At 54.4% G+C, this 25,684-nt stretch carries 14 protein-coding genes and 1 riboswitch; of the genes, 1 reads left to right on the top strand and 13 read right to left on the bottom strand.

The window, feature by feature from the left end; genetic code table 11:
- Positions 1 to 220: 220 nt before the first annotated feature.
- Together VFG09_13425 and VFG09_13420 are read right to left on the bottom strand one after the other, a co-directional pair.
- Entirely contained in the window at positions 221 to 2,674 is a 2,454-nt protein-coding gene (locus VFG09_13425) for a protease pro-enzyme activation domain-containing protein (protein HET6516156.1), read from the bottom strand.
- A gap of 197 nt (positions 2,675 to 2,871) precedes the next feature.
- Positions 2,872 to 3,588, bottom strand: a complete 717-nt coding sequence (locus tag VFG09_13420; protein ID HET6516155.1) for a DUF3047 domain-containing protein — start codon at positions 3,586 to 3,588, stop codon at positions 2,872 to 2,874.
- A 298-nt stretch (positions 3,589 to 3,886) separates the two neighbouring features.
- Here VFG09_13420 and VFG09_13415 point away from each other — a divergent pair, with 298 nt between their 5' ends.
- Positions 3,887 to 4,072 carry a hypothetical protein gene (locus VFG09_13415; protein ID HET6516154.1) on the top strand — a complete coding sequence of 62 codons (186 nt, stop codon included), beginning with the start codon at positions 3,887 to 3,889 and terminating at the stop codon, positions 4,070 to 4,072.
- Between the two features lie 11 nt (positions 4,073 to 4,083).
- On the opposite strand, the gene VFG09_13410 is transcribed toward VFG09_13415, so the two are convergent.
- The 11 genes from VFG09_13410 to VFG09_13360 all read right to left on the bottom strand — a co-directional run.
- Positions 4,084 to 5,907: a tetratricopeptide repeat protein gene (locus VFG09_13410; GenBank protein ID HET6516153.1), complete on the bottom strand. Its 1,824-nt coding sequence runs from the start codon at positions 5,905 to 5,907 to the stop codon at positions 4,084 to 4,086.
- 179 nt (positions 5,908 to 6,086) lie between these two features.
- The gene (locus VFG09_13405; protein HET6516152.1) at positions 6,087 to 6,797 is read right to left on the bottom strand and encodes a TonB C-terminal domain-containing protein; all 711 of its coding nucleotides are present in this window, start codon (positions 6,795 to 6,797) and stop codon (positions 6,087 to 6,089) included.
- A gap of 23 nt (positions 6,798 to 6,820) precedes the next feature.
- Entirely contained in the window at positions 6,821 to 7,231 is a 411-nt protein-coding gene (locus tag VFG09_13400; protein HET6516151.1) for a biopolymer transporter ExbD, read from the bottom strand.
- The gene (locus VFG09_13395) at positions 7,228 to 9,051 is read right to left on the bottom strand and encodes a DUF2341 domain-containing protein (GenBank protein HET6516150.1); all 1,824 of its coding nucleotides are present in this window, start codon (positions 9,049 to 9,051) and stop codon (positions 7,228 to 7,230) included. Before VFG09_13395 ends, VFG09_13400 begins: the two co-directional genes overlap by 4 nt.
- 14 nt (positions 9,052 to 9,065) lie before the next feature.
- Positions 9,066 to 19,400 carry a filamentous hemagglutinin family protein gene (locus VFG09_13390; protein ID HET6516149.1) on the bottom strand — a complete coding sequence of 3,445 codons (10,335 nt, stop codon included), beginning with the start codon at positions 19,398 to 19,400 and terminating at the stop codon, positions 9,066 to 9,068.
- A gap of 16 nt (positions 19,401 to 19,416) precedes the next feature.
- Positions 19,417 to 20,994 (bottom strand): ShlB/FhaC/HecB family hemolysin secretion/activation protein, encoded by a 1,578-nt coding sequence (locus VFG09_13385; protein ID HET6516148.1) that lies wholly within the window; start codon positions 20,992 to 20,994, stop codon positions 19,417 to 19,419.
- 1 nt (position 20,995) lies between these two features.
- Positions 20,996 to 21,850, bottom strand: a complete 855-nt coding sequence (locus VFG09_13380; GenBank protein HET6516147.1) for a hypothetical protein — start codon at positions 21,848 to 21,850, stop codon at positions 20,996 to 20,998.
- Between the two features lies 1 nt (position 21,851).
- On the bottom strand, positions 21,852 to 22,040 hold the full coding sequence (locus VFG09_13375) for a hypothetical protein (GenBank protein HET6516146.1): 189 nt from the start codon (positions 22,038 to 22,040) through the stop codon (positions 21,852 to 21,854).
- A gap of 354 nt (positions 22,041 to 22,394) precedes the next feature.
- Complete coding sequence (locus tag VFG09_13370; protein ID HET6516145.1) at positions 22,395 to 23,882, bottom strand: substrate-binding domain-containing protein; 1,488 nt, start codon at positions 23,880 to 23,882, stop codon at positions 22,395 to 22,397.
- 33 nt (positions 23,883 to 23,915) lie between these two features.
- Positions 23,916 to 24,704: a PEP-CTERM sorting domain-containing protein gene (locus VFG09_13365; protein ID HET6516144.1), complete on the bottom strand. Its 789-nt coding sequence runs from the start codon at positions 24,702 to 24,704 to the stop codon at positions 23,916 to 23,918.
- A gap of 36 nt (positions 24,705 to 24,740) precedes the next feature.
- Positions 24,741 to 24,818: riboswitch (cyclic di-GMP riboswitch) on the bottom strand.
- 388 nt (positions 24,819 to 25,206) lie between these two features.
- Positions 25,207 to 25,684: hypothetical protein (locus VFG09_13360; GenBank protein ID HET6516143.1), on the bottom strand; the 478-nt coding region annotated here is incomplete at its 5' end.

The following is a 25,684-nucleotide window of genomic DNA, read 5'->3' as shown; positions in this document are numbered from 1 at the left end:
TCGAACGCCCAAAATAAAAACCCGGGTCGATCCAATGACCGGATCGATCCGGGTTCCCTGTGTCCTTTTCGCTTATCAGGTCAGCAAAGTGCCCGTGCTTTGCAACAAGAGACTAACGACTGCCGGAGATCATTCATCCTTCATTTCTGGAGCTTGTGATAAGTGTATCAGAACTTTGTTGCAGGATGATGAAGGATGTTTTAATTTTTTGTGAAATTCTTCAGAATAAGAAGCGGCTAAAGCCGAGCGCTCCTGCTGCAGCAAGGAACCCCCAGAATCCAATGGCCGGGACCGTTACCGCGGCCTGGGCAAAGGTGATCTGCAGCGTGTGGTCTGCCGTGACACCGGCGATAGTGTATGTGTAACTGCCGTTTCCGGCTGGTGTTGCCGAGACGCTCGAACCATTATCGGTCAGACTCTGCAATGAGTAGTCTGCATCGGGGGTTATTGTAAATGTCACCGGCGAGCCGTAGTCGACTATGCCGCTCGCCGGGATTACGCTGCCCTGGCCAGCGATTATTGAAGCGTTCACCGCGTAAGTGTTTATGGCGAAGGTTGCGACTACCGTATGGTTCGCGGTGATATCCGAGATAATGTAATTACCGCTGCTGACGCTGCTCATCACATCGATACCGTTGTCGAACAATGTGGCCAGGTGATATCCAATGGCGGGGGAAACCGTGAGCGTGACGCTGTCTCCACCGACAACTGTTGACGAACTGGGTGAAATGGTGCCGCCTGTTCCATTTACTGAAGACGTTACCGTAAATGCTTGGAGTATGGAAAGGCTCACTGTTGTGCTGTGCGTCAGCCCGCCGCCAATACCGGTAATCGTAACAGCATATGTCCCGGCAGGCGATGATGAGCCAACAGTGAGTGTCAGCGTCGAGTTGCCTGCACCCGGCGCACCTATAGAGGATGGACTGAAGGTTGCCGTAGTTCCTGTCGGAAGTCCTGGCGCGGAAAGGGAAACAGTATTATTGAAATTGCCAAGGGTAGTCGCGCTGATGGTCAACGTCCCCGATGAGCCCTGGGCAATGGAAAGGGCCGAAGGCGATGCCGCGATGGTGAAATCCGGCGTCCAGTTGTTCACCAGGGCGCTGGCGTCAACCGAACCAAGGCCTGTGGCGAGGTCATAGCCTGTAGCACTCGTGTAGCCCGTCACACCGGGGACGGTGTTGTTGCCTGAAATAGTGTCGTGGAAAACCACAGCACCGCCTGAGCCGTATTGTGAGTTCCCGAGTTGATAGAACCGGGAGTTCGCGTTTCCCTGTCGCTGGCCCGTCTTCTGCACAACGAGCGCCATGAGACCGGCGAAGGAAGGCGAGGATGCTGAAGTCCCGCTGACCGCATAGAGCCCCCCATTCTGCGAGACGACGAGATAGGCATCGTGGCCGGCTGCGCTGAGGGCGACATCGGGCACGTCCCGTTTGCCATCGGCAGGAACGCCAGGCGATACCTGCCAGGACGGTTTGCTATATTTCGAAGAAGACCCCCCGCCCGTGGCCCATAGGCATCCTGTAGGCACGCAACTCTCGTTCCAGGCGACCTCCGGGATGTAACTTATGGCAGAAGAGTAGCCGCTGCCGTTCGTCGAATTCCAGTAAGTGCCTGTCCCTTCACTAAACTCGGTGCCTCCTACCGACACGTTATATTGAGTAGAGGCGAGTCCGTTCACCGCCCTTCCCGATCCCACTGGATCGCTGCCTATGTTGCAGCCGGCTGCGCCCGAGTCGCCCGACGACACGAAGGAGGTAATGCCCTGTGCGGCGGCCTGCTGCCAGAGATTATTGTAAAAGATGTTTCCCGACGTTCCGAGGTCCGACTCGCACGACCCGAAGCTGGTGCTCATGACCGGAGAGAGATTGTTGTTGACGATGTACTGTGCAGAGAGGTCGACGCCGTCTGTTGATTGAGTCGACTTCGAGACTACAAATAGGATAGAGGCATTCTTCGCCACCGCGCCCGACCATTCTACATCCAGGTCTGCTTCAAAATTCTCGTCAGCGCTGACTGAACCAGGATCTTGCCCATTGACTATCACCTGTGGAGGATTTGCGGACAGGCCCATCATACTTCGGAATATTGCCCAGTTGGAGCTCGGAGGATGGGTGCGGCCCACAATGGCGATGCTTTGGCCGCTGCCGTCAATTCCGGTACTGTACAGAGCATTGACGTTGTAAATAGTTGCAAAATCGGCAGGAGAGAGATAATGGGTTGACCCGATGGTGTAATCGGGAGATCTTTCCCTTTGAGCTATCGGTGCGGCGCCGCTGTTCATCATTTTGCGGGGAAAGTTGTGGAGCGAGACCACTCCGGCCACAAGACCAGAAAAAGCTCGGGGGATTGAAGGGTCCTGGACATTCCCATGATAGAGCCGGCCTTCGATATCGTAGTCATGTATCCTTGTATGGAATGCGCGTTCGACATCGACCACGGCGCCCGAGAAGTTGATCCACATGCTCCCTCGTGCAACATCCTCGACAGCGAAGCCATGGGACCGGAGCCAGTGCAGTATCATGTCGATATCGTCAGAAGATGGACTGAACCGTTCTTTGAACTCCTCTGGAGTGAGCCAGCGATGGAAATGGGAAGAAGCGGGATCGTGGAGATCGGCCAGAAACGCGTCAAGTTCTGCGCGCTTATCGGGCGTGAGATGCAATACCAGAATCATTCGCTCCATAGGCAACGAAGGGTCGCTCTCGCCCCGATCGTATTCCGGCCGTGCAAGAGGATGTACGTTTCCGGGAAGAGTGACGGCGTCGTTGTCGTCAACGGGGCGAAAAGAGCCCGCAGAAGAAGACGCCGGGACGCAGAGCATCACCGTGAAAGTGATCAACATTGCGAGTAAGACTTGTGCGGCCCTGACCTTCATCTCACTTGCCCAAAGGATTGCGACGGCGAGGATCTGCTGAAAGAAATCAGCCTCATATAACCCTCGGCGATGTCCATGGTGTGTTGTGTATTCGTCTGAATTCGAACACCTCTCAGCATCGGGGGCTCTTCCTGAAAAAGGCTTACATAGTCCTCGTAGATATTTCTCTCATGGGTTATCCATTTCCCCATATCTTCACTTCCCGACTTTACCACAATGACCTTTATCTTCAGGTTAAGAGGCCATCCCAGTGATTCGTCCGTGATCGTTCCCGCCGGCGCATTCGAGTCCCAGACGTAACTGATGACTTTTCTGTTTTCGAAGGCCACGAGCAGCTGCAGCGCCTGGTCGTTATATCTTCTCTTCCGTACGTCACCGAACACGGGCGCCCTCACTACCTTCCATGTCCAGCTCAGATGCGGAGAGTCGGCAATGTCGAGTGAGACATCCCTCTCGACGGAAAACGACGATTCCCTGCATATGAGATGGAGGATATTCCCTCCCTTTTCTGAGGCTATGCTCGCATCGGCCTTCCCCTCCTTGAGCCTGATCTTCCAGGGAAGGGGGACCCCCTCGCCGGCGGGAATCCCGCTAAAATCGAGATTCAATGAACGTCCCTGCGCCCCGCTGACGGCGTCTGCAGGGACAAAGAGAAGCGGCACGAACAAGAGTAAAAATACTGCAAGCCATTTGTAGTGTTTCGATGATCTCACGGCTTCATTCCGTCTTTTGTTATTTCGACAGACAAGTCACCAGGGATGGCTTGAGCATACATTGTGAGAATCATTTTCTCAGGGTATATTATGCTCTCCAAATGTTGCCCGGATATTACAGCCATGTTATCTTATCGTTAAATTTACCTTCGAGTTGCATCAAACTATCTCGCCCGAGCAGGGTTTACAAAGCTCCATCGCTTATCGAAAATATTTCACAAACTTTTCGCAGGAGCGTCATCATTGTGTAACGTCCCATGGCGATAATAGACGCCGATAGTGAAAGGAGGCGATAAAGATGAATCCACGGGATTTTGCGAAAAAGAAGAAGGAATACGAGATGTGGGTCCTCAGACGGATCAATGACAAGAAGGCATTATGCCGACTGTACAGAGGTCACCGGTGCATACCCTCGGAAGACGAGACTTGCAGAAGCTGCTTTACCCTTAACGCCAATTGTGCCGACTGCCGGACAGGCGTGTAGAGAGATATCAATTACGTTCTATCGCTCTTGACAGCGACCAGCCTGCGCCTTGCGAGTTCCAAGTTTTGGCGTGCCGTCTCATCGGTCGGAGCGAGTTCGACGGCCCTTGAAAAATGCTCTATTGCCTCGCTCATGTTTCCCTTCCGTGCCAGCGCAACGCCGACATTGACATGGGCATTTGCGTGAGCGGGGTCTTGCCTCAATACCTCGGTGTACTGCTCAATCGCTTCGTCCAGTCGTCCCGCATCAACAAGAGAGACGCCCAACTCGAAGTGATAAGACAGATCATCGGGCTCGATACGGACAGCTTCTTGAAACTCCCTAACAGCGCCGTCGGAGTCGCCGCTCCTGCGCATGAGTATTCCGAGGTCGTGATGAGCACGTGCGTCCTTTGGATTCAGTCGTACTGCGTTCGAAATATACGCAGCAGCCTCGGCCTCCCTCCCGAGTTTGAACAGGGCCGTACCAATCCCGTGCTGTACTTCAGCATCATCACGCTTCAACGCTAGAGACTGCTGCAGAAATACCAGTGCCTCGGCTGGCTGCTCCTTCTTTAACAGATATTTTCCGAGCACACCGAGAGCCACATGATTGTTTTGCGTTACAGAAACGCAGCGGGTAAAAAGCGTGAACGTGTTTTTCCAATAGCCGATTTGTACCCATGTCAGAGCTGATAAGGCGATGAGCACCATAACCGCTGAGGCCACGGCAGTAGTCTTAAGACGGGACCATCTTGCCACCGCCTCCGAGAGACCCCACGCTGTCATGATGAAGATTCCGACTGATGGTACATATGTATAGCGGTCTGCCATGGACTGTGATCCGACTTGAACGATGCCGATGACCGGAACAAGGGTGCCAAGATACCACAGCCATCCGACAAGGATATAGGGACGTTTTCGCGACACCGTGACCGCCCATAGTGATACCGCTACAAGTAACGTCCCCGCCCCGGCCAGCTTCCAGGGATCGAACTGAGACGCCAACGGATAGAAAACAGCCAGATCAGAAGGCCAGATCATCTTGATGAGATAGGTCGCATATGAGTTTATTGCATTGCCCATCCGGAAACCCGGGGGGTACTGGCGAAAGGAGGGCATTGCGCTCTGTTGTGCCACTACGGTAATGACGGACGAAAGTACCGATAACAGGAAGAACGGGAGTTTTTCGAGGACTATGCGCGCCAGGGACTTTCCCACCGACTGTCTCATATTTCGCAGAAACGACAAATGATCAAAACGCTTCAACGGCCAGAAATCCAGGAGGAGCAGCACGAAGGGCAGCGTCACGAGCATCGGCTTTGCCATGAGCCCAAAGAAGAAGCAAGAAAGCGATGCAAGATATCTGGTCATCGCCGGATGCTCGACATACCGCACATATAGGAGAAGCGTAAGCATAAAGAGGAATGTGCTCAGCACGTCCTTCCGTTCAGCCACCCAGGCTACCGATTCCACGTGAAGGGGATGGATGGCGAATAAAGCCGCAACGAGGGCACTTTGCCAAAACGCACCCGTCATCCTCAAGAGCACCACCATCAGCATGACAGAGCTGAGAATATGGAGAAGTACATTCACCAAGTGCGGTCCAGCCGGCGCTCCTCCGAAAACCTGCTGGTCAGCCATGTGAGAAAGCCAAGTCAGGGGGTGCCAATTCGCTGCATAGGTAGTTGTAAAGGCCCATCGGACACCCTTCAACGTCAGGCCATCATGAATATGCGCATTTTCAAAAACGTACTCCTGGTCGTCGTAATACACGAAATCATGAGACCTCACCTGCCAATAGACAGCTGCGGTCACAACAATCAGCAGAAGAATAACGGCAAACGTGCGAATCATCGTTGCATTCCCGTCCCTGACAACCGGGAATACGATTGACCGGCCGCCATCAGCCCACCTGTTCTACCGTGTGCGGCCCGAGGACGAGTCCGATGCCCGGTTATCTCACCGCTTGCGCTCATTATGACAAATTCCTTTATCCAAGGCTGTGCAAAATGCTCCCCCTCCCTTGTCATGCCTCAGCCCTGGGAAGTAATTTTAATGACCATTGTCCTGGGCATTCCGTCGGGCGGAGGCTCGCTGATCTTTGCGTAGTTGAGGGCCTTATTGATTGCTTCGTCCATCCTATGGTCCCCCGAAGAGCCGATAATCCTGTAGCTGACGATCACACCCTTGCCGTCCACGCTCACCCGCGCAACCGCCTGAAGCTTTCCCTTTGGTATACCGCCTTCTTCATCAAGGCGCTTCATCACTTTCTTTCTGACTTCTGCCTCCACAAGGCGGGTATAGCCGGAGAATTTCGTCAACAGTGACAGCTTGCCCAGGCCGCCGTCAGTTCCCCCTCCGCCAATAAGGCTCTTTCCTCCCTTCTTTCCAACCAGTCCGAAGGCGTCGCCGCCTGCCGTTCCCTCAGCATCCACGCCGAGGTTGTCACCTGCAGGAGTACTGTCCTGATCGCCCGGTCTTTGCGAGACATCCTGCGGCGCCTCGGTAAAAATCTCTTCCTTCTTCTGCTCTTTGAACTGCTCAGGTTCCGGGGGCTTTTCCTTTATCTGAAGCGGCGGAGGCGGCTTCAGGAGCGTCACCGTGGTAAGGTTACTCTTCTTTTGGGGACTGTCGCCGGACAGGACACCCTTCACTATATAGACTGCCGCTCCTATAATAACCACCATCAGGCCAAACAGCGCCCACGACACAACGGAGATTCTCTTATCCTGCTTCGCGGGCATGGTCCCCGTTTCTTCTCAGCTCCTCACTTGACAAGCTTCTGCGTCACGAGCGCAAGCTGGTTGATCTCCAGTTTCTGCAGGAGATCGAGAATTTCGATAACACTCTTGTATTCTATCTTCTCATCTCCACGGATCACCACCGGGAAATTGGGGTCTGCAGCCTTGTACTGGCGGAGCCTATCCTCCAGTTCTCCCATGGTCACAGGGAAGCTGTCAAGGTAGATCGTTCCTTCCGCTGTAATGGTTATCGCCTTTGTTGTCGCCTTCACCTTGCCCGTTGCCGCGCTCGCCTTCGGAAGGTTGACGCTGATGCCCTGGACCGAAGCGGTCACAACGATCATAAACACGAGGAGAAGGTTCCAGGCAAGGTCCAGCATCGGAACCACATTGATCTCATCGTATATTTCATTGTCATCATAAGGGTTCTTTCTCATCGTCCGTCTCCCCGTTCCTCCTGCAGCCTGAGGATAAAATCGTCTATGAAGACATTCATGTCTGCATTCACGTTCTTGATGTAACCGGTCACATAACTGCTTGCGAAGAGAGAGGGGATGGCGACCAAGAGCCCCGCAAGCGTGCAGGCAAGGGCCGAGGCAACACCCGGCGCAATGGCAGTAAGATTCGCCTCACCGCTCTCCGCCAGGTTGGCAAAGGTGTTCATAACACCCCAGACCGTGCCCAGGAGACCGAGAAAAGGCCCGCCCGCAACGCTCATGTTCAAGATGACCATCCCGGCTGACAGCCTCCTGCTCTCGTACATCGCCTCTTTCTCAACGGCGGCCCTGAATCCTTCCATGGCCCTTCCGGAGAGGCCCTTCCCCTTGGTAGACGATTCTCCTGTCTTCTCGGCCAATCTCTTCAACTCCTCGCATCCGGCGGAATAGACCTTGTAGAGAGACGAGCCGAGAAAGTCCTGATCTCTTTCGAGCAGTTCCGTGAGATGCCCGATTTGGCGGAAGGACTGTGAAAATACTTCGTTTCCCTTTCTCGACTGGCGGAGCGTCATGACCTTCCGCTGAAAGATAAACAGGGACGCACAACCCATGATGACGAGGAAACCGATAATGAGCCAGCCGTCGAGAGTTATGGTCCGGACAATGACCCTCATGAGATGGACCGTCAGCGATTCGGTCTCTCCGCTGCCTGACTCTTCGTCAAGGACAGACGTGAGCAGACCATCCTGTCCCTGACTCTGGAATGCCTCTTTGATCCAGGCCCCCGTTCTCGCAATATTAGACAACTCCACCTCATCGAGGTCTCCTGCGAAGGAATTGATCCCGGTTGCCGAGGCGCCAATGGCCATATCCCCGGAGGGCGCCGGCACTGTCCCCTTGAATTTGCTCGAAGCAGCCTCGGCACCGTCAACGTACAGCGTGATATGCTTTTCAGGATCTACGGTGAGAGCCAGGTGGTGCCAGTGTTTCGGGTCCAAGACCGCTGTCTTGAGAGTAGAACCATTCCGCCCTCCTCCGAGGTCGAGGCTGCTGTACGCCTTCATATCGTCAATGCCTATCATGATGGACTCACCCCGTTCTCCCCACGAGAAAAGGGTTACGTTGCCTGTGGGCTGGCTGGGACGGACCCAGGCTGAAAAGGTAAACCCCTTTGCAAAATTAAATGACGGTGTTTTAGCGATCGTCATCTTTGCCCCGGATCCGCTAAATTGGACCCCGTTTCCGACGGCGGAAGGCAATCCCAGTTTCCCTGAAAATGAGGTTGCATGATTGCCGTAGGCTGTCGAGTCTTTTGGATTCCCTTCCTTTTCACCGAAGTGATAGACAGCCACCTGGTTCACATCATAGGTGCCCCCTGTGTCCTGACCGTCGGGCGCGGAGGGGTTGCCGTAGTACAGCCAGACAGAATCCTGGTTGGAACCCCCGGATATCCTGGGGACCTTGACCCAGATCAGAGCGATCTCTTCCTTCGGATCGAACTTCTCGATATGGAATTTCAACGGCGATTTATCGTCGGAGCTTACGAAACGGAGGTCAGAGCCGTCTGTCTTGGCGCTCGAAAAACTGAAGTTGCCGGTATGGAGGCGAAGGAGCACCGGCACGTCGGTAAGGGCATCTTTAATATCAGCGCCCTTTGATGAAGTGTCAAACTGGATCTTCTTTCTCTGCTTCCACTTTGCGTCCCACCAGGCATGAGCGTCCGGCACCGTGCAGACGCAGCAGAAGAACGCCAGTCCAATGAGAGTCAATAACATCTTCGTTACTGCATGCCTCGCCATAACTAAATCCTTTCTGTTCACTTTCAAAGTCTCCTTCAGTTCTTCTTATTCTCATCTTTCTTGGTTTCATCCTGATTATCATCCTGGACAAAGTCGATGACCTTCACCTCGATCCACTTCGGCACGATGCTCTCAATCAGCTGGGATGCCTGCGCCGCCTTTGTCGCGCTCACCGCAGCAGAGTCCTGCGAAAGCTGGGTCGTGGCCGCTGCCAACGCTCCTGTGCCTGACAGAGTCCCGATGCCGGCCGTTCCCGATGCCGCCGCCGGCAGGCCGACAGAACCCGTGGAAAATGATATATTGGACACATTGACAACCTGCTGCGCCGCAAGGATTATCTGTCCCCCAGCGATACCTGCTTCGCCCGCATCAATAATGCCCGTCGGCGCAAAGAGATGAATATTTCCCGGCGGCGGAGGGTTGTCTCCGTACGTTACAGCGCGGATGCCGCTTCCGACGGCAGGCGGTGTAAACACTGTCGCGTAGACACCCTGCACCGCAGTAGGCACCTTCTTCGGCGGTGAAGCGCTGACAGCGGTCCGCGATCCCCTTCCTGCATTGATGTTGCCGTCGTCGCTCCAGACAGTGATGTCGCCGCCGTAAAAGGTCATGACCCGGGATTCCTGAACATTGATGTCTTCCCGCGCAAAAATATTGATCGCCCCGCCGCCGCCGGTCGCGATACCGGTCTTTGTATTTGTGCTGCCTGCGATGGGCAAGGCGGTCTTTCCGAGATTCAGGCTCCCTTTGCTTGTATCGCTGCCGTTGGCGATAACAAAGATATCGGACTGGCCGATGGATGTTCCTATCTGAGAAGAGGTCATGTTGATATAGCCTGTGCCCTGCTTGGCCTCACCCAGGAAGCGTGTCGTGTCAGCCCTGGTGTTTGCGAGGAGTTCATCTGCGTCCTGCTTATCACCCCCGGAGGTAAGCTTCTTATAGAAAGCGTCTTCGCTCCCCGCGTCTGCGCGCATCTTGTCAAGCATGGCCTTTGCTTGTCCCGACGTTATCCTGCTCACGAGCTTTTCCGCGTCTTCCTGCTTCGCTCCTGCCAGGAGCACGCTATAGAGGTCGCCGGAATCGCGAATCTCGCTGAAAAAGCCACTCACGCCGGCCAGGGTAAGGTCCTGATTGTAGCCTGCAACAACAATCAGGCTGCTCTTTCCCGTTCCTAGAGAGGCATTCGCGCCGTTGCCGATTGTCTGTATGCCGTCTTTCAGCGATCCAAGGTCGATCGAGCCTCCTGCCTGGACCACAAAGATACCCGGACCTCCCTGGATGAAGCCGTTGTGGGGTTGGGCGTCCTGAGCGGAAGTCGTGTTTACCGTGGCGTATTGCATGGCGATATTGCCGCCGGCTCTGATCGTCGATATATCTGTTGGATCAATGTTCTGCCCTTCGTAAACAATATCGAGGATATCAGCCCCCGCTTTCACGTCGGCCTTCTTGGGCAGAGCCACCTTCAGGTCTTCGATATTCCCGCCCGCGTGAATCTCAATGGCTTGATGATCGTCTTGGTGCAAAGGCTTGGCGCCTGCCTGTTTAGAGGCATCAGACGGCTTGTAGAAACCGTGATAGTTGTAAGTCCTGTTCTTGATCCAGTTGTTGTTGATTTCGTTCTCAGTTGCTGCGGTGCTGTAAATATTGAAGAGCCCGTACCAGTATTCGGGAGCGATATCCGACATCAGCACGGAGGCAGTGTGGACATTCCTGGAAGCATCCAAATATGATCCTCTTATGTCTCCCCTCTGAGCATCAAGCGTGAGATTGCCGGCGGGGGAGGACGTTAGCGTAACATTATTCAAAAGGAAGATGTTCTCCCCGGCCTGAACATTCAATGTCGCAGGCAGGACTGTTTCGTAAATCGAATTTGAACCATTCTGATAGAAAGGAGACTTTCCGGCTATTGTCACATCACCCCCTGCCTTCACCGTGATGCCCGAGTTCGGCGTGTACGTGCAATTCACAAAATAAGCAATTCTGTCGTTATTGACCTGATCGCTCGCGAGTGAAGGATTCAAAACAGCTCCGACCTGGACATCACCCGAGGCGCTTACTGACATAAGGCTGTTGAAAAGCTCTATCTGCTGGCGCGCTTCAGCGCTGCCAAAATTCCCCATGGCTTGGAGATATCCTCGCCCTGGTGTCTCCTTTCCCGGTTCTCCCGGTCCCTTCATATTCAAAAATCTTCCCATAATGTTGCCGCCTGAATAGATCGCCAGGTCGCCGGTTCCAAAAGTCCCTGCCTGGACCATGAAATCTCCTCCACTGCGGACGGTGAGATTGCCGCCGCCCATGGTGGCAAGACCCGATGTTCCATCTGTGTAGTTAGCCGAGAACTGCCCGTAAGCAATAGATTCGCCTGACGCCGCATTCGTAATATTAATCGGTGTGAAAGAGTCCCATGCTTTAAGGTCCAGAGAAGTCTGCCAGCCTGTAGTATCGTTGAAAGTTCCGGCGTATCGGCCTATATTCAGAGCGATATCGCCGCCTCCGGCATACCTCCAATAGTCATTCTTCGGATCATACGAAGACGGGTTGCCTTGATCATATGTCGTAGGCGTTGGATCTCCTTCCGAGGGCGGGCCTGCCGGGGCCTGACCCGTGGTGCGAATGGCCCCCAGATGGCCGGAACTGAAATCAAGGTTGAGATCCCTCCCAATACTGATGAAGATATCGCCAGTAGCTGTCTGAATAGCCCCGCCTCTTATGATGAGGTCCCGGCCAACATATCCCTGAATGGATCCGCCGTAAGAAGCCACATTGTAACCGAGAGTATCATTAATCATATAGCCAGTTCGGCTACCTGCTCCCATAACCGTGTCGTTCCCGGAGGCAAAGCCGATTGGCGCACTCTCGGTGTAGACAACGGTTTGCTCCGCAATGAAAAGGTCTCCGGACCCTTTCTTGACCGCCATATAATTTGCGCTTGACCTGTCCGCACCGGCTGTCAGATTAAGGGCCCAGGAATTACGGACAGACGAAGCCCTGAGGCTGCTTATATTTGTTGTCGGGTGATCAACGAGATTCTCATTGATGTTCAGGTTTCCTGCCGCACGAAGAGTCAGGACACCCGGCTCCCCGCCGTAACGCCAATCGTACTTGTTCTTGGTCATCGACGACAAATCCCAGGCCGTGTTCAGGCTGATGTCTCCGCTGCTTCGCACTTCAATACCCGGCAGAAGATGGAAGGAGTCTGATAATCCTGCCTGATTTGCCAGAAGCCGTGATGTGTTTGCCTTTCCCATAAAATTCTGCGTATCAGCCATCCACGTTTGGATGGTCTTATCCCCTATCGCTAGGTCGCCGTCATAATCGTAAAGCTTAAAGGCCTCGGCGTAGACCGCCGACGCGCCCGCAATCGTACCGTCCAGGTTCATTTTCGCATCATTTCCCTTTTGCTGCGCACGGAGATGGACCACGCCCTGGCCGATCCCCTTTCCCGTGACATCGATCAGCCCTGTGGACTGAAGATTGACAGAGCCGTTCTCCGACGAGAGCACCACATCCTCCTCGCCCTTCGCTGTCCCCTTTGCTCTTATAGCGCCTGCGACGTTGATATCGTTGTTTGCATAGAGCTCGACTTTCCCGGCTCCGGGAGACGATGAGGCGTCGATCGTTCCAAGAAGAGTGACTTTCCCATAGAGGAGATTGCCGCTCGCGTCTGACGTATCATCATCGGCAGTGAGCTTGACATGGTTCGCCGTAAGCTTCTGGTCTGCGGCAATATCGATATTGCCGCTTCGGGCCCGCAGATCGACTGACTCGGTAAAGCCTCCCGCGTTAAGGGTCCCGATGAGACCCGTCATGTCTTCCTCAGAAAGCTTACTGGTATCAAGCTCAAATGATCCGCCTTTGCCGTTACGGGCGGCTCCCTTTAGTTCGCCGTTGACTATAACGCTTCCCATAGGTGCAGCCAGAGTCAACATTCCCGAGTCGCCCTGTTGCCCAGCAGAGACGTCAATCGTCGATCCACGATCGAGAACGATGCTTCCGTTGTCCGAACGCAGCGTGACTCTGCCTCCAGGAGCGTCATCGGTTCCTCCCGCGAGTATTTGGGCGCCGCGGTGAAGGAATATGCCGTCGCCGCCTCCCGCGTTGGCCGACGTAAGTCTGATAGTCCCGCCATCCTGCTGCACGATCGTAGACAGATCGATCTTCTTTGCCACGAATTCGAGCATTCCTCCGGGGGTAGAGGACTGACCTGTCGCGCCGCCGCTGTTGCCAATGGTGATGTTGCCGGCAGGATTGGGACTGTCCTGGTCATTGGAGTAATTGGCGCCTGCATACACCACAAAATTGGCAGCCGTAATCGGCGCCGATGTAGTGCCGTCAGGATTCGTTACAGCCGCGGCTGTCGTGCTGCCGGTCGTGACACGCGCGGCGTTTATGACAAGTCCTGCGCTCCCCGTGCTCATGCTTCCTTTTCCACGCAGCGTCACATCGCCAATGCTATTGAGCGTAATGGACCTGAAACCGCTAAAGACAACGTCGCCGCTGCCAAGATCGATCTGCTTGACCTCATTCGCATTGCCCACAGAAAATGTCCCCGCTCCCGGAGTACCCGATAATGTCGACGATGGTCCTGAATTCTTCAGACTGACTTCCGGGGCGCCGAGAATTACCGAGGCTCCGTTGCCTGCGGCGACGATCCGGCCCGTATCAAGTGTCAGGCTCTTAGCGGCCGAAAGATTGACTGATTCCATAAACTGTATGTCGCCCGCTTGGAGGGTAATCTCCTCGCTCGCGCTATATTTGCCCCACAGGCTGTCCGTAATATAAAGGCCCGCCTGTTTCGGCCCGGCGTATGAATCGGGGACGAAGAATATGTCCGTACCGTTAAGCATCAGGGCGCTGTGATCCACTTGCAGGTCTCCCTGGATGTCCTGAGCCCCAGCGTTGATATTAATCTCGTGGGAGGCATGAAGCACGGCTCCTTTCTGCACCACTGCCGTCCCTGCCGGCGAGTTCAGGTCGATCCCGCCGAAGCCCGTCTGTGCCAGGGCAAGAAGCTGCGCACCGGATTCAATGGTTATCTTCTGGTTCGCATTAAGCGAGATCTCCGAAGCATCCACCTTCGAATCGTTCTTGATCGTTATGGTGTTGGTATTCTCATCCCCTAGACTGACATCCTGAAATCCCCTGCCCGAAATACTGTCGGCACTTACGGTCAGGGTTCCCCGGAGATTATTGGGAATGGCAGTCTTAAAACCGAACCCGCTGTTCAGTTGCGTTGTTTGCGATTGAACAATGATGTCCTTCCCGCTCAGTAAAAGTGTGCCGCCCGCAAAACCACTGTTCAGGGGAGAAGCAAGCAGATCTCCATCAATAATCGTTGTGCTTCCCTTCATCGCTATGCTTCCGCCATCGCCCGAAATCATAGGATCAGGCTTAACATAACTCCCTTCTTCAGCTAAAACATCGCTCGCAGACCTCACGCTATAGACTTGAGGTCGTGGTCTGACGATAGATGTATCAGCTACGGCTCGATATCCAACAACGAGGGGATACCCGTCCTTTGAGAGAGAGCCCGGTCCGGGCAGTACGGTGCCCGCCTGGACCTCAAGAATATAGGCCCCCGGCATGAAGGCATACCGGGCATTTTGAGGGTTCTGCGCATCGAGCGGAAGCAGCGTATACATCCCCGCACTGAGGCCGCCGCCTCCGTTCAGATAAACCGCAGTCCCCGGCATCTCAAATGAATTGTCCTTGAACACGATATAGCGCCCGGGTTTGGTGAGGGGATCGCTGCTGCCCTGGACGCTCGGTTGGAACTTATACCCGAAAAAAGAACCTCCGCCGTTCACATCGATCTTAGCTCCCTTCATCACAATCACATCACCTGCGCCGGCGTCAAGGGTGATGCCTTTCTGTGGAAGACTGCTTCCGTCGAAAGGAGCCTGGTTTTGTTCAACCCAGACATTGCTCGAATCGATAAGACCGTAATTGACCGGGATCTTTCCTGCAATCGTCAACACACTGCTGTCTGTGAGGTAAATCCGCTGTCCGGGAGCGCTGAGTTTGATGGCTCCCATAGGGGCTGCAAGATAGCCGTTCTCGATATCAATCCCCTTGAGGCCCTCGACAGTCAGACTGCCTCCTGCTGAATAGATTGGTTCGCCGGAATGCCCGGCAATGACTTTGCCGTTCTCGTCCGTATGCTGAATAGTGACCTGTCCGTCGGCATGGAGAGTGTAGTCCGAATAAAAGGAAGGGAGGATCGTGTTGCTCCCTCGCAAATACGAATAGGCATTACCGGGGTATATCCGGTCTGCATCCATAGCCAGGTTGCCGGTGACAACCAGTTTTCCGCTTGTCACGCTGTCGTACAGAGCTTCGCTTAAGCGAATATCCCGCACCGCATCAAGGGTGACGTTTTGAAAGCCGCCTAACTGGACGGAGCCGATCACATCGATCCATTGGCCGGAAAGAGTAAGAAGGCCCCGGAGCGAGGTAATCTGAGGAAGAGGAGGCTGGGGAGAGGCCGAATTTCTGTTGGAAAGAACGATCCAGGGCGCTCCCAGTGTTACCGCCTGTCCGGCCCCCAGGATAATCGGGGCGTCAAGGGTAAGCTTACGTCCGATCGTGACGTCCATCACGTCGGTGAATCTGAGGGAGTTCAGACTCTTCAGCGTCAGATCATCGAAGCCCATATCCCGATACTTCTTCATATCAGCAGCCGAGACATCCATTCCGTTCACAGAATCCGTCTTGCTCACGGTCAGGGCAGCGCCCTGAACATTCTTCATGTTCGCCCCGGCGACCACTGTGCCATTGAATGTCAGCTTGTCAAAGTAGCTCAGGGTGAGACTGCCCGGATTGCCGGCGTCCCTGTACGAGACCATGCCTTCGCCCGACACCAGTCTGTTTGTTACAGCGCGGCTTCCCGAGATATCAATGGTCGACCCCTCATTCAATACCAGCTTCCCACCGTAAGCAGCTGCGTACAACGCAACATTTCCTGCGTCCACAGGCTGATAATTGACGGCGGCACCCTTGGGTGTCGATGTCGGATCGGGTCGGAGATAACCAGCGGCATTTACTTCGGCATTTTTTTCGAGCTTTACGTCGCCGACTGTAGCGGTGATACGAATGTTCCCGCCCGGAGATTTCAAGGACCCCGCCACGTCGACAATCGGCGCATTAAGGGATATACCCGTAGATGACGAGGCCGCAGGGGCTGTCCTGACCAAAGAGCCTGACCCAATCGCTATAGTACCGGCGAGGCTGCCTATTTCTATCAAATTCCCTCCGTAATGCTGGGCAGAGCCCTGGAAGGGTGAACCTGCGACTGCGGTGAATGAAGACGGCCCGGCTATGGAATCATCAACGCGGATCAGATCCGGTCGTCCCTGGACCCCGCCTGTTGCAGACGGGGATGCCGCTGCCCCTGCCTGACCAAGGGGCTGGGGACTGTTCAGCCTGACAGGCGACGGAGAAAGGGTTGTGTCAGGCTCTACAATAACATCGTTGAGGCTCTTAAGCGTGATCTGGGTAAAGCCGGTATCGTCAAGCCTGCTCTCGGCCAGTACAAATCTATTCTTCAACTCTTTGGGGACATCGTCTTTATAGGCATTGAAACCGGACCAGTTCTGAGGCGCCTTAGACACCTGCACATCTGTTGACACCAGGGTTATGGCGCCTCCTTTGCTCTTGCCGTTCACATCGGCCAGAGTATATCCCCTGAGATCGCCACCGAGCATGATGTTCGATCCCTGGATGTTGAGCTTGCCCGCGTCCCCTCCTGCAACCTTTCCCTTCTGATCGATAAGATAACCGCCGCTCACATCTACCACCGCCTTGTCTTGTATGAAAACGCCTTGACCAAGGTCTGTCTCGTCCACGAGGGCGACGGTCCCGCCTCCGGTCTGGCCGGACTTGATTGAGGTGTTGCCTGCTTTTCCGGCCAACCTATTATCAATCTTCTCGCCTGAGACATCGAGCCGGCTTGATGAACCGAGAATAATCCTCTCCTGGACCGGCACATACCCTTGATCGGGAGTCCGGACGCCTCCGTTCAGATCTTCCCTGCTCGTGGGGTCCTGCCAGAGGAACATGCCAATGGTTCCCGAAGGCGCCTTGATTTCCCCCTCTTGCTCGATCCTGCGCGCCGAAGCCGAAAAGGCGCCGCCGGGCTGAATCTGGAGGCTGACATTCTGTGCCGTCGTGATCGTCAGGTCTGCATAAAGTTTCAGAGTTCCCAAATCCGCTTCGTCCAGGGTCTTCGCAGAAAGCACCGTCTGACCGGTTTGCAAAGGGGAATCAGCTTTGACGTCCTGAGGCGGCGAATCAGATACTATCGAAATTGCCGTTGTGTTTGACTTCGGATTCGCTGTGGGATTTTCATTGCCGATTGTCACAGTCCCCTTCCTGGGGGCTTCCAAACCCCTGGCCACCGAAAGGGTCAGGGCGGACAGATAATCAGAGGTTGAAGAAAAAGATTCTTGCTTCGTCCAGGCAGTTTGGTAGGGGCCGCTCGTCACGCTCCCCTTGAGCTGGCCGTCGAGCACGATCTTGGGTGCCGAGAGAAGAAGTGAACCCGCGTCACCCCCCTGAGTATATCTGCTCACATAGGTCATGAGCGGGGCTGCGCCTCCGTAATACAGACCCGCATAAGATTTTGTTATGCCGAATCGTTCATTGGTCTCTTCGTACTGTCCCAGGATCCCGTCGTAATGAAGATTAGCGGGGGCATTACTGATATCGTAGATCTTCGTTCCGGACAACAGTTTCGTGGAATTTATCATAGCGTCCCTGTAAGTGACGGCTCCCCCGGAGATATCGATAAGAGCCCCCTTTTTTACGATGACGTCGCCGCTTGCAGCCGTTACGTTGATCTCTCCGGTCTGTCTCACATAAGAAAGGGCCCCTGTAGACGGATCGGTTATCACCCTTATATCTCCGCCGATGCTCCGCTCGGCGGGCGTCTTCTCACGGGTCAGTATGGCTTGCGAAACGTCGCCGATGGATGAGCCTGAGAGAAGGGGCGTCGTAATCTTCTGCCCCTGGAGTACTCCGTCCTTCTCCGCATAATCGTCTCTGAGCTCGACGGAGGTCAGCTTGAAGTCCGTCAGGACATTAGCGGGCAACTCCGCCTTAACGCCGCTCACGTCAATAACGCCTGTTTCACCAAGATATACCCTTTTATCGGCGCTCAGCGTGATCTTTCCGGTCGGCGCTTGAATGACACCGTTAAGCTCGATCGCCGCCACAGGGGTCGGAGCCGACACACCTGAGGTTGTCGGCTGCTGCAGGCCGCCCATATCGACATGAGGCTGAATGTCAAAGGTACTGTTGACCGTATCGGTTGTAGTCAGGTTCACCGGAAGAGATATGCTGCTGCCGTCATAGGTTGTAATCTTGTTTGCAGCCCTCAGCTCAACCTGGCCCTGCCTGTTCTTGAAGGCGGTCATGGAACGGATTATTCCCCATTGGTCGACGTTGTTCCCGTACATGCCGACAATGCCTCCATCCGAATTCAAGGCGGCGCCTGCCCTATTCACGGCATTGCCGAATGTGGCGTCATTGCTTTTCGGCTTCTTGAAATCGTCATTGAGAATTATATAAAAGCCCGACCTCGATGTGTCGCTCAAGGAAGGCGACAAGAATGCCATGTCAGTCCCGGCCACGAGGCCGATCTGGCCGATAGGGGCGGTTATCGTCCCATAGTTCTCCACGCGGGGGGCCATGAGGAATACATATCCCGTGTCTGCAGCATCAATCTCCCCATGATTTGAAACAGTCGCCAGCGGATTGAGTCCCGTTCCATTGTAATCTTCATGATTAAACTGGAGAACATTACCTAGAAAATTTCCGTTGGTAATATTCAGGGCCGAGGCCGTGAGGCTGTGGACATTCACCTGTGAGCCGGGACCGAAAAGGATGCCGTTCTGATTGATAAGATAGATAGTGCCGTCTGCAGAAAGCTTCCCGAAGATCAGGCTCGGATTCTTGTCCCGGATCCGGTTTAAAGCGGCCCAGTTTGAATTCTTCTGCTGGTTGAATATGACCGATGCATCAGAGCCGATATTGAAGGAAGACCAGTCGATAACCGCCTGCTGCTGGCTCTGATTAATGGTTGTGGTATTTGGCGTCGAAGCATCATCGATTCCGGCTATCCCCTGCATGTTTATTACATCCGTACTCCTGGGGCGCGCTGTCGGAGGCGGGGCCGTAACTGCCGGCCCGTAGAAGCCGGGGATGGTAACAGGGACCGCAGGTTTCGCAACAGGCGCCGGTATTGCCGGCGCCTTGATGACCGCTCCGTTAAACCCAGGGATTTGGACCTGGCCGGCACGTGAATAATCAGGAAACAAGACCATCGCACAACAGATCAGACGAAGCACGATTTGCAAGACGCTCACTTTCATGGCTTCCTCCTGAAGATTAAAAAACGGCTCTGATCTTGAAATAACCCTTCTGCCCGTACCTCTTTGTCTGTGCCGTCGCGTTCAGGGTCACAGCCCAGTCTACTTCGTACTCTAGGTACTTCGCAATGGAGCCCCGCATTCCGGCGCCTGTCCCATCGAGGAAGATATTGCTTTCCTGGCCGGGAAGGGCGTCCTTTACTCTCAGCTTGGCTGCGTCATAGAAGAGGAAGGGCGTCATCTGAAACCACTTCCCCACCTCTTGCTTCGTAAGGGGGTCCGGAAAAGAGACTTCCACGGTGCCATGCAGGGCGTTATCCCCCAATGCCTCGCTTTCCCTGTACCCCCTCACGCTTTCCATGCCGCCTGCGGAATACTGTTCGTTGTCGATGAGGGGTTGATCTGCTATCTGACCGTCAATTTTCACGAAAAGACCCATCCCCCAGGGCAATTTCTGGGTGCGCTGGACGCCTGCTGTCGCATAAAAATAGTTCGCCCTTGCGTTAAATCGTTTATCCTCCGTCCATGAGCCTAGGTGGCGAAAAGACATGTTCAGACCCGCGCTGAACTGGGTGACTCCTCCCCACTCATCAGGCAGGGACGCGCTGTATGAAAATGAGAGCGGCACATAGTATACAGGCGCGCTTTGCACACCCGTCTCGAAGCCCTCTGCCTGGTCGAAATGTTTGTAATCGAGGCCGATGGTAATGTTATGGGAGTAAAGAAGATACTGGGGCAGAGGAATGACATAGCGAAGCCCCACCATCTCTCCCCTCCCGATCGTCCTGAACCCCTCGCCGAAGGCTGTATTGCTATCGGAATAGATGCCGTAAAAGGCCAACTGATGGTCCTTCTCCCACGGCGCAGGGAGGACATATGAAGCGCCGATCACTTCCACCTCATTTGATTTCAGCGGCGTCATCTGATATTGGAGAGAGAAGGAGTGCTCCTTTTGCCACAGGTTGTCGTAGCGGAGCATGGCATTCAGCCGTAACTCGGTCGTGTCATGGCTGGCCCTGTTATTGAGCTCCAGATACCCGTGCAGAGGGAGTTTGTCCTCCACCTTCAATTCCACGTCGATCGTCCCGACCTCCTTTCCCGGCGTCATGACGGGATCGACCTTGAAATCCTGGTTTCTGTTCAGACGGCTGATCTCAGCCTGCACATCGGGCAGGTAGAGGATCTTTCCAGGGCTGAGGGATGGCAGGTCGCTCATGATCTTCGCCATCGTAAAGTATCTGTTTCCCGTGATCTTCACCCTGCCGATTCTGCTTTCGATGACCTGAAGCCTGACAACGCCGTCCTTTATGGTCTGCTCGGGTATGTTCACCATGACCGCAGGATAGCCTGCATCATGATAGAGTTTTTCGAGGGCATCCCGCGCCTTCTCCACATCTGTCGCCGTCTTGCGCCCGGTGAAGGGAGCCACCGCATCCTTCAGTTCTTCCTGCGTGAACAGGCTGTTTCCCGATATCTCGAATGCCTTGATCTCAAAACCCATCTCTCCACCTTCGCCGGCGCTGCACAGCCGGGACGGAACGGACAATGTCATGAGCATCAGCATTACACAGAAGAGCCGCGGGCCGAGATGGTCCACTTCAGTTGTGGCTCTCAGCCTCGCTGCGTATCGGTTTCCTCTCTTCTATTCTTTCGACCCTCACATCGCAGATGAGCGTCTCTCCGCCGAAGGGGTTCCGGAAGTCAACGGTTATGACGCGGTCATCCAGGGCGATAACGCGACCCACAAGGTTGCCCGCCCGGACGAGGGCACCCTTTTGCGTATCGATGGTAATGGTGTAGTAGTCTTTTTCTTCACCGACCAGTCCGGGCCCGAAGGGGGTCTCTATCACAGAGCCGACTCTTGCGGGAAACCTGATGACCACTTCATTGTCCGTAATTTCCTCCACACGTCCTGGAAAGTCCGGGTCGATCGTAAAGACCTGTCCCGCTTCGGGTGACGTACCCGTCCGGTTACGGTACTCGTCTATCGTCATTTTCATCTCCTTCGGTCTCTTGCGGACACGGGCCAGACGAGAAGTATAACTCCCCTCGTTGATGTGAGGTATGTCTTCCGATGAAAATTCGACCCTCCTGCTCTCACCTTCCCTCATGCCGACAATAATGCGCGTGAGCCGGTCCGCGATCTCATCCTCGATGGGCCTTTCCGTCACTTGAGGCGGCGGCCCGTCAGGACTGACCGCCCTCAGAGAAAGGGGTCCCGTCTCTGACCTCGCTATATAAAGAGCGGACCTGGGTTGATCCTCCGCTACCTTCACCGTGGAAGCGGCAATCTCCCCGTTTCTCAAACGGCAGAGATAGCTGATATCTGCGCTATCTCCAGGTTGAACTACAGCCGTTTCATGCTTGACGCCGCCGGTTGAGGCACAACCGGCCAGCAAGACAAGGGACCAGAAAGAGACTAAGACAGAGCAAAAAAACCTTGATGGCACCATTTCAAGAAGATCCTCCCTTTTCCTTGGCATTGTCCTTCCCTTCATAAAAAGGGGGCAGGATATCATTCACTTCTTCCGACTTCTCAACCCTCCCGATGCTTCCCTGGGTAAAGTTGATCTTGATATGACCGCTGAATTCACCTTCCATAAGAATCCTGATCGTTTCGATGAGCCTGTTTGTCCTGTCCATGGCTTACCCCGAGTTGTACTGGTTTGAAAACATAGCGCCTATAATAGGGCAGTTCACTTAAGAGAATAGTAAGGACCGGTTTACGACTTTTTTCTTGCTTTAGGAAGCTTACGCATATATTACCGCAACTCTGTTAAAAGAATATTACGGGACTGTTTCAATATGATGAAATTTACGCCACAGACGGATGGTCCGCAACACAATGGCTTTCATAGCCACGATACTGAGACTTCTTTCCTTCAGACACTGCACAAATGTCCTGATCACCTGGGCGGGACAAAAATTATCAGGGCCGGAAGAAAACTCCGGCCCTGACTTGCGATCGTGCGATTTCTTACGTTGGTCTCAGACCGGTTAATTACAAACTACACCAGAGCAGCCGGGGTTGCCGGTTGGGTTGCAATTCTTATCGCAACACTGGGTTCTGCGTGAAAGGTACGACTGGTCTGTGGTCTTCGTCCATTTCATCTGGCTCAGGGTATTATAATATGTGTTGGTGTTGTGGCCGCAGACTGAATAGTAATCGCATACGGCCTGCATATCAGCAGGTCTCGGAGAAACGGTGTAGAGGTTCTCTATTGTCCAGAAATCATAGAGACCGTTCTCGATGTTCTCACGGGTTGCCTGGACACCGTTATACGTTATCCGCACCGTGTTCGCCAGGTTAGGGCGGTCGGCGTCGGCATAACCGACTGCGTAGTCCCCGCTTACGCTGCCCGTATTGTTCACGCAGTTCATCATGTCGGGCGTACCGTCGTTAAACCAGTAATTCTTCGTTGACGACGTCCCGGCGACCTGGATACCCTGGAGCACCGCCGGAGGCATCACAGCGTAGTTCAGCGTTGCAGCTGTGCCGGACCCTGCATGTCTCCAGCAGGCTGTTATGGGGTGTGCGTCATACCCGATGTCAGACCAGTCGTTTACTTTGCCGGAGAAGATCAGTTTGGCATCGGATGTTGTCAGGTCTGCAATGGTCCTTGAAGCGGTGGCTGTGGCGCCCGTTCCACTCCCGTCCGTGATAGTAACCACAGGGTCGCTGGTATAGCCTGTGCCGCCCGCTATAACATTGATGGCGGTGATGACCCCTCCTGAGACCGTTGCGGTCGCTACGGCTCCCGTGCCGGGGCCGCCGAAGGTAACAGTCGGGGAGACATAACCGCTTCCCCCAGCAGTAACGGTCACACTCGTCACAGAGCCGCCCGTAACCTTCTTGTTCACAAAAAATGCGAAGGGTATGACCATGTCGCGGCAATTGACCATGCCGGATTCATCCATGCCGTTCACACCGGTAAAGTCCCTCGTTGTAGAGCCGCCGCCGTTGGGCCCCTTTAGATTACCGATGGACTTCTGTCTAAAACTCGTTGTCTGGACATCCGATGCGCCTCCGGTAACCTGGACGCACTTCGTTCCACTGCAGGTGTGGGTGGTCGTGAAGTCGCATGTTGATTCGTCTACCATCAGTCTGTAATCGGCGCCGGACCCATCGCAGGGGCCGGTATGGTTATAGTCGGTCCCGTTAGGGTTCGTGGTGTTTTGCTGTACGGCGAGAGGCCCGTCAAAGGACGCCTTGGACGAGGTACGGAAGTATACAGTGCCCGCGCCTGGACAGCCTGTCCCCTTCGTAATTGAGTTGGCGCTGTCTAAGTCTGCTTTTGAGGTGGCGGTGCAGCCCTGGCCTGTCAGGAAGCCTTGGGCCTGATTCGACCAGAAATTGAACTGGGCTGAGGCGCCGTAAATGTTTATGTCCCCGTTTAATGCAGAGGCGGTCCCCCCGAGAGCCAGAAGGGAGGCGCCGGCAAGGATGGTTGTCAACAGCTTCTTCATGCCTTTCTTGATACTCATTTCATTCTCCTTTCAATTCTCTTGTCGTTAACCTTAAACTGCCTGTTTCCTTCTGATCCCCACAAGGCCGAGGAGGCCCGAGCCGAAGAGCAGGAACGTCGCCGGAACCGGCGTCGGGTTCAGCTCGCTGTGGCCGTCTGCCCAGGTCCTCAGCACGCCAATCGGTGTGCCATCAGAGGCGGAGTCCGGGTTGCCGTAGTAATAAAGGATCTGGTCCACGTAGCCGGTCGTAGCCAGGGCTGCGAGGTTCTGATCAGCTTTGCCATTGCCCATGCCGTTGAGGAAACCGGCCATAACCCCAGTACCGGAGCCATTGATATTCATCTTGCTATAGTAGGAATTGGCATTATTCTGGGCCAGCGTAACGGATTGATGTGTCAAGCCGCCTGCGACCTGGGCTGCTCCGTTGACGTTGGTCGCGCCGTCATAAATATTATTGAAGTTGCTGTCGCCCGCGTTCGACTGACCGCCAGGAGCAGCATTACCGCCGCTCACCCATGCCTGAAGACCATTGGGACCACCCAACGCGACGGAATAATAGCCGACAAAGGAATTGGCCCAAGTCGCCCCGGCCCCGAGGTTGCTGAGACTGAAGTTGCTGTAATTCCAGAGTATATTCTGCATCGTCGGCGATGTGAGAGACGTTACGGGGCCCAAATCGGTCAGGTACTCCGTTCCTGTCCCTGTCCCTCCTGTCCCGTTGAAATACACAACACGGACCACGTCGCCCTCTTTGAAGTACTGCGACGATACAGCCATTGCCTGACCGCTCATGCCGAGCATGAGCACAGCGACTGCAAGAAGCATCATGATCTTTTTCATTGTCCACTCTCCTGAGTCTTGAGATTAATTTTTCCCTCAGGCAGCCCGGCGATCCACCTCAATGGACCCGTGGCTTTCCGCCACCCCGTTACCGGGGCTTTGGCTTTTTCTGAAGCAGGACGCCTGCAATGCCGGCGTCAGCCCTACCCTGAATCGTTTCGAGATTCCCGTCACCTCCTTTTCTCTTGGATTTCTTGAGCCTGTCGCCGTTCGATCAAGGTTCCGACGCTTTTCGATAGGCTCTTTATCCGGGCTTTCTGTTACCTTTTGCGGTCAGCCAAGTACCCTCTAAAAGAAAGGCCCGAATCAAGAGAGGGTTAGTCTTCCCGATTCGGGCTTTCTGGTGCCTCAGCAGATCTTTCTGCCGGTCAGCAAAGGACCCTGATGATAAATGTCTTATTTGACTGTTACATCAGCTTACTCTGTTATTATAAAACTCCTGTGTTGCATGGTGATGACGCTTCAATGAAAAGTTCGTTAATTTTCGAAGGGGCCCTGGACGTCAGTTTACCCCGGCCCCTGTCGCCGTAAAAGTCAAGCCCCCCCCGTAAATCATATCGAGCCAGTAGGACACGTTGTGAAACATGAGTACCGGCATGTGAAGTTTGAGGGAATCCGACAAAGTCGAGGGAGAACAGCTGTAAGGGGTTGTGTCTGACACAACTCCTGCTGCAGTCGCCACAAAATTAAGGGTATTCGGGACATAGGAGAAGTCAATCCAGTATGCCTGGCTATGAAAGATCAGGACCGGTATGTGAAGGGAGAGATCATCTGATAAGACCGCAGCGCAATTGTCCGCGCCCAGGGGGTTGAACTCCGTATGGCCGTCGGCATAGGTTCGCAGGCTCACTGCGGTGAGCCCTATACCGTCACTGGGCACATCGGGAGTGGAGTAATAGTAGAGGACCTGGTCCACGTAGCCCGTCGTGGACAGGGCTGCCAGGTTCGCATCGGCTCTGCTGTTGGGTTCGCCGGTGAGG

The organism is Thermodesulfovibrionales bacterium (assembly GCA_035686305.1).
In the GTDB taxonomy this organism is placed as follows: Bacteria; Nitrospirota; Thermodesulfovibrionia; order Thermodesulfovibrionales; family UBA9159; genus DASRZP01.
This window is presented reverse-complemented; position numbering and strand designations above follow the sequence as displayed.

Bases quoted from the DNA above. Each gene is read 5' to 3' on its own strand.
- VFG09_13425 (HET6516156.1), bottom strand. From the start codon at position 2,674: ATGATTCTGGTATTGCATCTCACGCCCGATAAGCGCGCAGAACTTGAC.
- VFG09_13400 (HET6516151.1), bottom strand. From the start codon at position 7,231: ATGAGAAAGAACCCTTATGATGACAATGAAATATACGATGAGATCAAT.
- VFG09_13365 (HET6516144.1), bottom strand. From the start codon at position 24,704: ATGAAAAAGATCATGATGCTTCTTGCAGTCGCTGTGCTCATGCTCGGC.
- VFG09_13405 (HET6516152.1), bottom strand. From the start codon at position 6,797: ATGCCCGCGAAGCAGGATAAGAGAATCTCCGTTGTGTCGTGGGCGCTG.
- VFG09_13375 (HET6516146.1), bottom strand. From the start codon at position 22,040: ATGGACAGGACAAACAGGCTCATCGAAACGATCAGGATTCTTATGGAA.
- VFG09_13410 (HET6516153.1), bottom strand. From the start codon at position 5,907: ATGATTCGCACGTTTGCCGTTATTCTTCTGCTGATTGTTGTGACCGCA.
- VFG09_13390 (HET6516149.1), bottom strand. From the start codon at position 19,400: ATGAAAGTGAGCGTCTTGCAAATCGTGCTTCGTCTGATCTGTTGTGCG.
- VFG09_13380 (HET6516147.1), bottom strand. From the start codon at position 21,850: ATGGTGCCATCAAGGTTTTTTTGCTCTGTCTTAGTCTCTTTCTGGTCC.
- VFG09_13370 (HET6516145.1), bottom strand. From the start codon at position 23,882: ATGAGTATCAAGAAAGGCATGAAGAAGCTGTTGACAACCATCCTTGCC.
- VFG09_13415 (HET6516154.1), top strand. From the start codon at position 3,887: ATGAATCCACGGGATTTTGCGAAAAAGAAGAAGGAATACGAGATGTGG.